An 11,697-nucleotide genomic window follows, 5' to 3' on the forward strand; every position below is an offset into this window, starting at 1 on the left:
GGCGGCTTTTTTGATGTGATATCCAAAGTACCCGAGCGGTCAGAGCTGCTCCATGACCTCGTCCGTGGCCTCAAAGTTCGTAGTCACGCGCTGTACGTCGTCATCATCCTCGAGCGCTTCGATCAGCCGCATAAGCTTCTGCATACCGTCGAGATCCATCTCGGTCGTTGTCGTCGGCTTCCAGACCAGTTTGGTGCTTTCGCTCTCCCCGAGATCCGCCTCAAGTGCCGTCGCCACGTCGTTGAGGTCTGTGTCAGCACACCAGATAACGTGCCCCTCGTCCGAGCTTTCAACATCCTCGGCACCGGCTTCGATAGCCGCCATCATGACAGTGTCCGCGTCACCGACATCTGCCGGATAGGACACCTCACCCTTGCGGTCGAACATAAAGCCCACCGAACCGGTTTCTCCGAGGTTCCCTCCGTTCTTGGTGAAAGTAGACCGGACGGTGGATGCGGTGCGGTTGCGGTTGTCGGTCATTGCCTCAACGATCACGGCAACGCCATTCGGGCCATAGCCCTCATAGCGGATTTCCTCGTAATCCTCTCCGTCACCACCGGTCGCCTTGTTGATCGCGCGCTCGATGTTGTCCTTGGGCATGGACTGTGACTTCGCTTCCTTGACGGCCAGCCGAAGACGCGGGTTTTTGTCAGGGTCGGGGTCGCCCATCTTGGCGGCAACGGTAATCTCTTTGGAAAGCTTGGAGAAAAGCTTCGCACGCACCTTGTCCTGACGGCCCTTGCGGTGCTGGATGTTTGCCCATTTTGAGTGGCCTGCCATTGATCATTCCATCGCTGTTTTCCGGTCCCGCTCCATATAGTCCAGGAGCCGCCGGAGGAGCAAGACCACGCGGCACGGGCCAATTCCGTTTCCCGGCCAGGGGTTTTCGTGCTAATCTGTCGTATGGCCGGCATTCATCAGATAACGCCCTTTGTTATGACCCATGATCTGGATGGTGCCCTGAATTTTTACTGTGACATTCTCGGCTTCACCTGCGGGTTTCAGCAGGAAAACTACGCCTTTGTACGTTGCCCCGGCGGCGCGCTGAGGTTGCTCGAAGTGGCCCCTGACTGCGAGATCGGCGCGCAGATGGTTTATATGGACTGTGACGACGTCAACGACGTCTATGACGCACTGCGACCCCGGCTCGACAGCCTCGGTGCGGACCGTGTCCGCGCGCCTTTTGATCAGCCCTATAACCAGCGGGAGTTCCACGTCAGGGATCCGGACAACTGTCTGCTGATGTATGGCACAGAAATTCCTGCGAAAGACTGACATCCCAAACCTTCCGGAACACCTGTCATGACAACGGATCAGATCATCCTGTTCGCCCTTTTCGGCGCGGTCTTCGGACTGCTTCTGTGGGGCCGTTTCCGGTATGATATCGTCGCCTTCGCAGCCCTTATGACGGCTGTGGTTCTCGGGGTGGTTCCGACCAGCGAGGCTTTCGCCGGTTTCGGGCATCCGGCCACTATCGTCGTGGCGCTTGTGCTGGTGGTCTCAGCCGGCCTCGTGCGATCGGGCGCTGTGTTCCTGATCACGCGCACGCTCGTCGATGCCTCGCGCAGCCTTGGTGCGCATATCGCGCTGATGGGAGCTGTCGGCGGGGTCCTGTCGGCCTTTATGAACAATGTTGCGGCCCTGGCACTCCTGATGCCGGTCGATATCCAGACGGCCCGCAAAGCAAACCGGGCCCCGGGCCTCAGCCTCATGCCGCTGTCTTTTGCGACAATCCTGGGCGGCATGGCGACGCTCATCGGGACCCCGCCCAACATCATCATCGCATCAATCCGCGGCGACTCGCTGGGCGAACCGTTTGCGATGTTTGACTTTGCTCCGGTCGGCGGAGCGGCGGCTGTGGCCGGGCTTATTTTCGTGTCCCTGATTGGCTGGCGCCTGATCCCGCAGGGCAGCAACAGTTCAGCGGAACCAGCTGATATATCTCAATATATCTCTGAGCTGACTGTACCCGAAGGCAATAAACAGATCGGTAAGAGGGTCGCGGAGCTTTCAGACGCCGCAGACAAGGCCGATGTGGCGGTGATTGGCCTGATCCGTGATGGCAAGCGCCGATACGGGCAGGCCCGGAATACAATCATCCGGGCTGGCGACGCGCTGGTGATCGAGGCAACCGCCAGTGCGCTGGATGAATTCCGGACCAGTCTGGACCTGGCAGTGGCCGACGCCCGGCGCGAGGAACTGCTGCGCGCAGATGGTGACGGCGTTGAAATCCTGGAAGTGGCCGTGCCGGAGGACGCGCGGATCCGCGGCAAAACGGTTCAGGCCATCGGTCTGGCCTGGCGCCAGCGCACCGTGCTGCTGGGCATATCGCGTCAGGGCAAAAGGCTGACCCAGAACCTGCGTCGTACACAGATCCGGACGGGCGACATCCTCCTGCTGCTTGTGCCGCGTGACACCGGCAGCGACGTGGCAGAATGGCTTGGGGTGCTGCCCCTGGCTGACCGGGGACTTGCGGTCACGGAAAACCGCAAGGTCTGGCTCGCCATCGGTCTCTTTGCAGGTGCTGTGCTTGCTGCGAGCACCGGGCTGATATACCTGCCGATTGCGCTTGGCCTGGTGGTGGTGGCCTATGTCCTCGCCCGGATCGTTCCACTGGCTGAACTGTACGATCACATCAACTGGCCCGTAGTGGTTCTGCTGGGATCGATGATCCCGCTGGGTGCTGCACTGGAAACATCCGGTGGAACTGAGCTCATTGCGGGGGCACTCGTGAGCTGGACAGAAGGGCTGCCGCCCTGGGCCGTGCTGACGGTGCTGATGATCGTGACAATGACATTGTCAGATGTGCTCAACAACACCGCAACGACCATCGTCGCGGCACCTGTCGGCATCCAGATGGCGCTGTCGCTTGATGTCTCGCCTGACCCGTTCCTGATGGCCGTGGCCGTTGCGGCCTCCAGCGCATTCCTCACCCCCATCGGGCACAAAAACAATACGCTTATTCTTGGACCGGGAGGTTACCGGTTTGGCGATTACTGGCGCATGGGGCTCCCGCTGGAAATCCTCGTGGTGGCGGTTTCAGTACCGGCAATTCTGGTGTTCTGGCCGCTCTGACAACACAGGGGCCACGAGCGCACCCGCCCGACCGGAGGCAGGGTTCAGCACTGGTCAGCCACCGCGGTCAAAGCGGACAGCCGGGGTCGGCGTGATGCACGGGTGTGATGCAATCGTTTTGACGGCTCAAAAAAGAATTCATTAACGGGTCAATGCTACTGGTAACTCTCGGAGCTCTGCCAACGCGCGCCTGCGCGGGGTCGGGCGCTGAGTGTTCAGAACCCGGGTCGGAAATGCACCAAAACCGAAGGCCAGCGCATGAAGTCACCCCAGCGTCCGAGGATGCTGGCCTGTTCCAGAATGCCATCAGCAGTCTGGTGGTGGAACTTGTGCCCCAGATGCGCCGGAATGACCGCGGTGATCTGATCATTCGCGGGTTTGTGAATTCGAAGTACGATGTCGACGTATTCTTTGCCGGGCGCCGTGCCCGGGATGCCGCACCGATTGAACGTCGTCTCAAAACCATGCTGTCGCGCGCCCGCTCCGCGGCGAAAGCCGAAGGTATCCAGGAAACGGACACAGACCGCATTCGCTGGCCAATCCGCGCCGAAGGCGCATGGCGCCGCCGCGTACAAAGGGACGAATGGGGCTGGGAAACAGGCACTTACCACCTTGTTGTATCGCGCTGGTCTTATGTCGATGAGGACGGCATGACCACAGTCTGTGGTGCGCCCCCCATCATCACGGCACCGTCAGAGCGGCCAGATTAGCGGAATTGTCAGTGACACCAGGACAGCCGTTGACAGATTAAGGGGCAGCCCCACACGGATGAAATCGGTGAACCGGTATCCACCGGGACCATAAACCAGCGTGTTCGTCTGATACCCGATCGGTGTCGCAAAGGCACAGGACGCCGCAATCATAACGGTCACAACCAGGGGCCGCGGATCAAGTCCCAGCGCGATCGCAAGCCCGATGGCGAGCGGCGTCATGATCACCGCCACCGCATTGTTTGATACCAGTTCTGTCAGCGTGGAGGTCATCACAAAGACTGCCAGCAGGACAGCGCCCGGTGGCAGGGTCGCCAGAACCGGGGACACCGCGTCCACGATCAGCGCCACGGCCCCCGAATGCTGAAGCGCCGCGCCAACCGCCAGCATCGAGAAAATCAGCGCCAGGAGCCGCCCGTCGACGAAGGAAAAGGCTTCGTCCGCATCAATACATCCGCTGACCAGCACGAGAGCCACCGCCAGCACCGCTAGCAGCAGGATCGGAGCCACATTCAGTGCGGCCAGCCCCACAATTCCCACAAGCACGGCGATGGCGATAGGAGCATGACTTCGGCGATACGCACGCTCCGAGGGCTGCGCCACATCAACCATATCCATATCCGCAGCGAGGCGGCTTATGTCTTCCGGCGCGCCCTCAAGCAGCAGCGTATCGCCGACACGTACCACCAGATCATCCAGCTGACGGCCGATATTCTGGTTTCTCCGGTGGACCGCGAGCGTATAGACACCGTAGCGGCGGCGCAGACGCAGCGCCCCCAGCATCCGGCCGATCATCCGGCAGCCTGGCGTGATGAGAACCTCAACCGTTGTGGTTTCGACCGAAGATACCTGATCCACCAGCCGCAGTTCACGGTTGTTCTGAAGGCCCAGCAGTTCGGTCATCCGTGTCCGCAGAACCACCCGGTCACCCGTCTGAAGCGTCACGCCCTGCAGCGCACGACGCAGGGAGGCATCGCCCCGGATCACGTCAACCAGCCGCACACCATCCCGTTTGAAAAGCGCGACGTCCAGCACTGCCTCACCGATCAGGTTACTGTCGGGCGGTATCACGGCTTCGGTGAAAAACTTCTTCTGCGACGGATCAGACAGCAGACTGGCCATGCTGTCCCGATCCGGTAAAAGACGCGGCGCGATCACGCTGAGATAAAAGAGCCCCCACAGGCAAACGACAAGGCCCACGGGCATAATCTCAAAAATCGTAAAGGCCGAGAGCCCTTCACCACGTGCCACACCATCTACCAGCAGGTTTGTTGACGTCCCGATCAGGGTCAGCGAACCGCCCATGATTGCTGCATAAGACAGCGGGATCAGTAGTTTGGACGCCCGGGTTCCCAGCGTTTTGCTAAGCTGGACCACGACCGGGATCATAACGACCACAACGGGCGTGTTGTTCATGATCGCTGATGCGCCCATCACGGACAGGATAACGCCTGCAACAGCGGAACGGGGATGCGTGCGCGCATATTTCTCTGCCAGACGCGTCAGTACATCCAGAGCGCCGGTGCGGACCAGCGCGCCCATCACGATGAACATCGCCGCAATTGTCCAGGGCGCGGGATTGCTCAGCACAGCCAGCGCGTTGTCATAGGGCAGAACACCAAGCGCCAGCATCAGCGCAGCACCGGCAATGGCCACCACTTCGGTTGGGAAGGTCTCCCGCACAAACAGCGTGAACATGACCGCAACAACAAGAAGTGTGAGCAGTGCGCCGGTTGTCTGGGAAAAGTCGAACAGCGAAATCACGGAGCGCCTGTCCTGGTCATTGTGGCATCTGCAGCACTCTGGCCGATTGCTCAGGATCGGGCAAGCGCCTGTCGGGGGCGCGGCTGCACCAGGTACATCCCTGCGAACATCAGCGCCATGGCTGCCCAGATTCCGGGCGCATAGGCCTCCCCCAGGATGAGCCGGGCCCACAGCACGCCAAAGCCGGTCACAAGGTAGCTGACCTGGACGGCAAACACGGATCCCGCTCGGCCCACGAGCCACACGTAGCCTACATAAACCAGCACATGGATAACCGAAGCCAGGATATGCGCCTGACCTTCCGGGGTGAGCGCCTCTGCCGGAGAAATCCATTGTCCGGACAGCACCGCGACCGGCAGCATCAGCACGGCCCCCATCAGCGAGGCACCATAGAGCACCTGAAACGGGTCCATCCCAGCGGTGCCTGTGCGTGCCACCAGATTGCCTTCGAGACCGTAGCAGAGGCTGCTGACCAGCGCGATTATCACCCAGAAGACCGGCAGGTTCAGCGCCTCGGCTCCTGGCAGCGCAATCAGAAGCACGCCACCCAGACCACACAGCAGGCCAAGGAAACGACGCCCGGAAAACCGGTCCAGTCCCAGTGCCAGAGCAATCGGAAAAGCCCACATCGGCACCATCGAGAGCAGCAGGGAAAGAACCCCTGCGGGCAGATGCACCGCTGCCTGAAACGACGTCGAATTCGGCACGACAGTGCCCACAACAAGCACCATCAGGCAGATGCCGATCTGCGGGCGCGCACGCGGAAGGCTGGTACCGCGCAGCAACCCGATTACCGCCATCAGCGCGGCGCCGATCGCAAGTTGCCAGAAGATCAGGCCAAAGTGTTTGTATCCGGTCGATACGGCGATTTTGGTCAGCGGCAGTGTCATGCCCCAACCCGCCCCCATGATCACCAGCATACCGGTCAGGAACAGGATTTCACGGCGTGTCAGGTGCGTCATGGCCCCGAAGGTTCCAGCAATCCGCCATTGCGCACCATTGCAATACGCGTCGCTGCCCCGGTCCGGTCGTCCGTTTCGATATAGACTCCCGACAGCGTGGCTTCGCCATTGGCCGGTGTGAAACGTTCCTTTGGCATTCCCGTCAGGAACCGCCGCAGAGGTTCTGTTTTCTCCATTCCGATCACGGAGTGGTAGTCACCGCACATGCCCGCATCCGTGATATACCCCGTGCCGCGCGGCAGAACCATCGCATCCGCCGTCGGTACATGCGTGTGCGTCCCTGCCACGAGGCTGGCCCGCCCGTCGCAGAAATGCCCCATCGCCATTTTCTCGGACGTGGCCTCGCAGTGGAAATCCACAATAACCGCCTGCGCCATGCCCCCGCGCGGGTGGGTTTTCAGAACCGGCTCCAGCGCAGAAAAAGGATCATCGAAGGGGCGCTTCATAAATACCTGACCCAGCGCCTGAGCCACCAGCACCTTGCGGCCGGTTTTGGTTGTGAAGAGCGCGGCCCCCTTACCCGGCGCAGCTTTTGAAAAATTCAGCGGGCGGATGATGCGGGGTTCCTGCTCTATGAACTGCAGCATATCCTTCTGATCAAAGGCGTGATCACCGAGCGTCAGGCAATCCGCCCCGGCATCCAGCAGCGTTTTTGCATGCGCACCGGACAGCCCCATACCGGACGTGGAGTTTTCCGCATTGATGACAACAAAGTCCAGTTTCCAGTCCGCCCTGAGGCGTGACAGGTTCTCTGTGACAGCGCGCCGTCCGGCCCGCCCCATAACATCGCCGAGAAACAGGATCTTCATAACGATCAGCCCTATGGCGGCCTGAGGTGCAGAGCAAGAGCCACAACAACATTTTTTGCCCGCACCGACAGCGTGGGCAGCGGCCGCGGGACTGTCAGTTGCATCGTATGGCTGTGCTGTGCCAACGTGGCTGCCTCAGAACCCGCGCCCACCATCCAGACTGGCGCACAGAATGTTAGGGACCCGACATGACATGGACAGAGACTGAGAAACGCGGCGGCCTTGCGGTCATTACCGGTGGTGCAAGCGGTGTGGGTCTGGCGGCAGCAGAGTTGCTTTCGGGCCGGGGATTTGACCTGTTGCTTGCAGACCGTGATGCGGACGCGCTGGAACAGGCAGCCGCAGGCCTGAAGGCAGGCGGGGCCAGTGTGCAGACCACTGTGGTCGATGTCGCGGACGCCGCTTCCATGCATGAGCTTGCAGACCAGGCTTTTGCCTCTGGTCCGGTCGCGGTGCTGATGAACAATGCGGGCATGGCGCGGCCGACAGGCACAACGACTGAACCGGATGCCTGGCGGCAAATTCTCGACGTGAACTTTTATGGCGTTCTGAACGGCGTACAGGCTTTTGTGCCGCGCATGAAGGACGCCGGACGCGCCGCTGCGGTGATCAACACCGGCTCCAAGCAGGGCATCACCACGCCTCCCGGAAACCCGGCCTACAACGTCAGCAAGGCAGCGGTCAAAGTTCTGACCGAACAGCTGGCACATGAGTTGCGCGAGGAAGCGAGCCAGGTGAGCGCGCATCTGTTCGTGCCGGGTTTCACCTATACCGGGATGATCGCGGCTTTCATGCCGGAAAAACCACCCGCCGCCTGGACCAGCACCGAATGCGTAGACTATCTGTTCGACCGCGTCGCACAGGGAGATTTTTATATCCTCTGTCCGGACAACGATGTCACAGAAGCAAAAGATGCCCGGCGGGTGCTCTGGGCTGCAGGGGATATCGCGGAAAACCGTCCGGCCCTGTCGCGCTGGCACCCGGAGTGGAAAGACGCGTTCACCCGGTTCGAAGGCAGCTAATCAGCGGAAATCCGTGATCCCTTCCTCGGTGATGATCAGATCGAGCGGCTGGTCGGTCGGCTCCAGCGGCAGGCCGGCGGCCTGCTGAGCGGCATAGGCAAAACCAATGGCCAGTGTTGCTCGGCGGGCCCGCAGCATCTCCAGCGTCCGGTCATAAAAGCCGCCACCATAGCCCAGGCGCCCACCCGCGCCATCGAACGCCACGAGCGGGACGATCACGATTTCCGGCTCAAAAAACAGCGGATCGGCCGGGATCAACGCACCAAACGCACCTTCGGTCATTGCTGCATCGGGCTCCCACCGGGCAAACCGCAGCGGCTCACCTGCCCCGGTGATCACCGGCACGCCAACAGGGCCGTGCGCGGCGGCTTCGTCCATCGCGGGCAGCGGGCTGATTTCGGTCCGGATCGGCATATAGCCGGACACCGGAACACCCCGGTGCCCCGCCAGAAAAGAGGACAGATGCCCCGCACCGGCCCCGGTGTCGGTGGCATGCGCCACTTTGCGACGGGCGAACCCTTCCTTGCGGGCCGCGGATTTTACCGCCGTCAGATCACCGCTCACAGCAGCACCAGCACGGCGAGACCCAGAAATGCGAAGAAACCAACCACATCCGTCACGGTGGTCACAAAGGCGCCTGAGGCCAGCGCCGGATCGACCCCGACGCGTTCCAGGATCACCGGGATGACCGTGCCTGCAAGCCCGGCTACCACCAGGTTGATGACCATCGCTGCCGCTATGACATATCCCAGGGCGGGCGAGCCGAACCAGACAAAGCCCACAATGCCCATCACCACGGCAAAAATCGTTCCGTTCACAAGACCCACCAGAACCTCGCGCCGGATCACCCGCCAGACGTTGGCACCTGTGAGGTCTTTGGTGGCAATCGCGCGCACCGCGACGGTCAGCGACTGCGTACCGGCATTGCCACCCATCGAGGCGACAATCGGCATCAGCACGGCCAGCGCCACAATCTGAGCCAGAGCCACCTCAAACTGAGCAATGACCATCGACGCCGCGATGGCTGTCACCAGATTGACCGCCAGCCAGGGCAGGCGCTGTTTTGTTGTCTCAAGAACCCTGTCCGACAATGAGCCTTCGCCGACGCCTGCAAGGCGCAGGATGTCTTCCTCGTGTTCCTCGTCCAGAACTACCATGGCGTCGTCAATTGTGATCACCCCGATCAGACGATCCTCGTCATCAACAACCGGGGCCGAGATCAGGTGGTACTGGTTAAAGGCATAGGCCACATCGGATTCGTCCTGCATCACAGGAATGACCTGAAACGTCTCTTCGCGCAGATCCATCAGACGGGTTTCGCGTTTGGACCGCATGATCTTGCCAAGCGTGACGTTGCCAACCGGATGCAGCCGCGGGTCGACAATGACCATGTGATAAAACTGCGCGGGCAGATCGTCTTCAGGTGTGGCGCGCAGATAATCAATCGCTTCGCCGACGGTCCAGTGCTCCGGGGCCATGACGACCTCGCGCTGCATCAGCCGCCCGGCGGAATACTCCGGGTAACTCAGTGCCTGCTCAACGGCGGCCCGGTCCGAGTCTTCCAGCGCATCAAGAATGGCTTCCTGCTGATCGTCCTCAAGGTCTTCTACCAGATCGACAACATCGTCGCTGTCCATCTCGCGCACAGCCTGGTTCAGCACCTGCGGTGTCAGAACACCGATGACTTCTTCGCGGAGGCCTTCATCAAGTTCAGAGAGAATTTCACCGTCAAACTCACGGTCGTATAGGCGGATCAGCCGTGTGCGGTCAAAGGCATTTATCTGCTCAAGAAGGTCCGCAATATCCGCCGCATGCAGAGGCTCCATCAGTTCGGTGAGCTTGTCCCGGTCTTCGATATCAACCGCATAAAGGATCGAAGCAATGGCCCGGGGCCCCAGCAGATAAGCGTCGTCTTCTGCCTCCGGTTCAATCTGATCTGTCTGATCCGACATCACGACCCTCTTGCTTGCATGTGCGGACCATAAGGGCGGCACCGGCGGGATACAATGGTCGCGCGTCCCCCGTTGTGGCGGTGCTGCGAACTGCCTAGTATCGCTGCATGAGCACACAGTTTCTTCTGACCGGCGCGACGTTCGAGACATCCGGAAATCCAATGACGTCCCCCTGGCAGGACGCGGTGCGGATCAATACGTCCGGGGCCGTTCTGACCGAAAACGGGCGGATTTCGGCTGTCGGCAATGCAGATGATCTGCGCGCGGCACATCCCCGCGCACATCCTGTCGATTACAGCGGCAAACTGATCTGCCCGGGGTTTGTGGATGCCCATGCGCACTACCCGCAGACCGCCATGATCGCCAGCTGGGGCAAACAGCTGATCGACTGGCTGAACAGCTACACCTTCCCGGAAGAAATGCGCTTTGCCGAGGCGGGTTTTGCTCGCGAAACAGCCGCGCGCTATCTCGACCTGATCAAAGCGCATGGCACCACAACTGTTTGTTCCTACACAACGATCCATCCGGCCAGCGTTGATGCCTTCTTTGACGCAGCACAGGCCCGCAACATGGCCGTTGTGGCGGGCAAGACCTGCATGGACCGGAATGCGCCAGACGGTCTGAAAGATACCCCACAATCCGCATATGATGACAGCAAAGCACTGCTGGAACGGTGGCACGGCCGCGACCGGCTGCAGTACGCCATCACCCCGCGTTTCTCGCCCACTTCAACGCCGGAACAACTGCAGGCGATGGGCGCTTTGTGGGCGGAACACCCCGATTGCCTGATGCAGACGCATCTGTCGGAGCAACCGGACGAGGTCGCCTGGGTGGCTGACCTGTTTCCGGGTGCGCGGGATTATCTGGACACCTATGAAGCCCATGGGTTGCTGGGCGACAGGGGCGTTTTCGGCCATGCCATCTATCTGACCGACCGCGAGAAAGACCGCCTTGCTGAGACCGGGGCCGCACTGGTGCATTGCCCGACATCCAACTCCTTCATCGGCTCCGGCCTGATGGATGTTGCAGGTCTGGCCGCGCACGATATCAGGCTGGGACTGGCGACTGACACAGGAGGTGGTTCGTCCTTTTCAATGCTGCGCACCATGGCTGCAGCCTATGAAATAGCGCAACTCCGGGGCACCGCGCTGCACGCCGCACAGCTTCTCTGGCTGGCCACAGCAGGGTCTGCGGACAGCCTGCACATGGGTGATGAGATCGGGCGCCTGAGGCCCGGGAATGCAGCGGATCTGACCATTCTCGATCTTGCCTCCACCCCCGCCATTGCGCAGAGAAACGCGCGCGCCACAGACATCTGGGAAGCTGTGTTTCCAACCATTATGATGGGGGACGACCGCGCAGTTGCGGATGTCTGGATCAATGGAGAGCGGATCGCCCGTTAG

11 protein-coding genes are annotated in these 11,697 nt (G+C 60.9%); 5 read left to right on the forward strand and 6 right to left on the reverse strand.

The window, feature by feature from the left end:
* Nucleotides 1–39: 39 nt before the first annotated feature.
* The gene (locus AB4K19_RS11225) at nt 40–780 is read right to left on the reverse strand and encodes a YebC/PmpR family DNA-binding transcriptional regulator (protein WP_375228452.1); all 741 of its coding nucleotides are present in this window, start codon (nt 778–780) and stop codon (nt 40–42) included.
* 156 nt (nt 781–936) lie between these two features.
* Here AB4K19_RS11225 and AB4K19_RS11230 point away from each other — a divergent pair, with 156 nt between their 5' ends.
* From AB4K19_RS11230 to AB4K19_RS11240, 3 genes are all read left to right on the forward strand, one after another.
* Entirely contained in the window at nt 937–1,275 is a 339-nt protein-coding gene (locus tag AB4K19_RS11230; protein WP_436397591.1) for a VOC family protein, read from the forward strand.
* A 27-nt stretch (nt 1,276–1,302) separates the two neighbouring features.
* Nucleotides 1,303–3,075, forward strand: coding sequence for an SLC13 family permease (locus tag AB4K19_RS11235; RefSeq protein WP_375228454.1), 1,773 nt, complete (start codon nt 1,303–1,305; stop codon nt 3,073–3,075).
* A 233-nt stretch (nt 3,076–3,308) separates the two neighbouring features.
* Complete coding sequence (locus AB4K19_RS11240) at nt 3,309–3,785, forward strand: hypothetical protein (protein WP_375228455.1); 477 nt, start codon at nt 3,309–3,311, stop codon at nt 3,783–3,785.
* On the opposite strand, the gene AB4K19_RS11245 is transcribed toward AB4K19_RS11240, so the two are convergent.
* From AB4K19_RS11245 to AB4K19_RS11255, 3 genes are read right to left on the reverse strand one after another with little or no spacing between them, the layout of a single operon-like run.
* Entirely contained in the window at nt 3,768–5,546 is a 1,779-nt protein-coding gene (locus tag AB4K19_RS11245; RefSeq protein ID WP_375230882.1) for an SLC13 family permease, read from the reverse strand. The genes AB4K19_RS11240 and AB4K19_RS11245 overlap by 18 nt on opposite strands.
* Before the next feature lie 53 nt (nt 5,547–5,599).
* Entirely contained in the window at nt 5,600–6,511 is a 912-nt protein-coding gene (locus AB4K19_RS11250) for a DMT family transporter (protein WP_375228456.1), read from the reverse strand.
* Nucleotides 6,508–7,320 (reverse strand): TIGR00282 family metallophosphoesterase, encoded by an 813-nt coding sequence (locus AB4K19_RS11255; protein WP_375228457.1) that lies wholly within the window; start codon nt 7,318–7,320, stop codon nt 6,508–6,510. The genes AB4K19_RS11250 and AB4K19_RS11255 overlap by 4 nt, the downstream gene beginning before the upstream one ends.
* Before the next feature lie 188 nt (nt 7,321–7,508).
* On the opposite strand from AB4K19_RS11255, the gene AB4K19_RS11260 reads away from it, so the two are divergent.
* Nucleotides 7,509–8,342, forward strand: a complete 834-nt coding sequence (locus AB4K19_RS11260) for an SDR family NAD(P)-dependent oxidoreductase (RefSeq protein WP_375228458.1) — start codon at nt 7,509–7,511, stop codon at nt 8,340–8,342.
* Here AB4K19_RS11260 and AB4K19_RS11265 read toward each other — a convergent pair whose 3' ends face one another.
* Both AB4K19_RS11265 and mgtE read right to left on the reverse strand, forming a co-directional pair.
* Complete coding sequence (locus AB4K19_RS11265) at nt 8,343–8,906, reverse strand: 5-formyltetrahydrofolate cyclo-ligase (protein WP_375228459.1); 564 nt, start codon at nt 8,904–8,906, stop codon at nt 8,343–8,345.
* Nucleotides 8,903–10,294 (reverse strand): magnesium transporter, encoded by a 1,392-nt coding sequence (gene mgtE / locus AB4K19_RS11270; protein ID WP_375228460.1) that lies wholly within the window; start codon nt 10,292–10,294, stop codon nt 8,903–8,905. The genes AB4K19_RS11265 and mgtE overlap by 4 nt, the downstream gene beginning before the upstream one ends.
* 107 nt (nt 10,295–10,401) lie before the next feature.
* On the opposite strand from mgtE, the gene guaD reads away from it, so the two are divergent.
* Entirely contained in the window at nt 10,402–11,697 is a 1,296-nt protein-coding gene (gene guaD, locus AB4K19_RS11275; protein WP_436397593.1) for a guanine deaminase, read from the forward strand.

The sequence above is a fragment of the Roseobacter phycocola genome, assembly GCF_042055075.2.
In the GTDB taxonomy this organism is placed as follows: Bacteria; Pseudomonadota; Alphaproteobacteria; order Rhodobacterales; family Rhodobacteraceae; genus Roseobacter.

Coding starts and splice junctions, on each gene's coding strand:
- AB4K19_RS11235 (WP_375228454.1), top strand. CDS start 1,303: ATGACAACGGATCAGATCATCCTGTTCGCCCTTTTCGGCGCGGTCTTC.
- AB4K19_RS11250 (WP_375228456.1), bottom strand. CDS start 6,511: ATGACGCACCTGACACGCCGTGAAATCCTGTTCCTGACCGGTATGCTG.
- AB4K19_RS11260 (WP_375228458.1), top strand. CDS start 7,509: ATGACATGGACAGAGACTGAGAAACGCGGCGGCCTTGCGGTCATTACC.
- AB4K19_RS11230 (WP_436397591.1), top strand. CDS start 937: ATGACCCATGATCTGGATGGTGCCCTGAATTTTTACTGTGACATTCTC.
- guaD (WP_436397593.1), top strand. CDS start 10,402: ATGAGCACACAGTTTCTTCTGACCGGCGCGACGTTCGAGACATCCGGA.
- AB4K19_RS11255 (WP_375228457.1), bottom strand. CDS start 7,320: ATGAAGATCCTGTTTCTCGGCGATGTTATGGGGCGGGCCGGACGGCGC.
- AB4K19_RS11240 (WP_375228455.1), top strand. CDS start 3,309: ATGCACCAAAACCGAAGGCCAGCGCATGAAGTCACCCCAGCGTCCGAG.
- mgtE (WP_375228460.1), bottom strand. CDS start 10,294: ATGTCGGATCAGACAGATCAGATTGAACCGGAGGCAGAAGACGACGCT.
- AB4K19_RS11225 (WP_375228452.1), bottom strand. CDS start 780: ATGGCAGGCCACTCAAAATGGGCAAACATCCAGCACCGCAAGGGCCGT.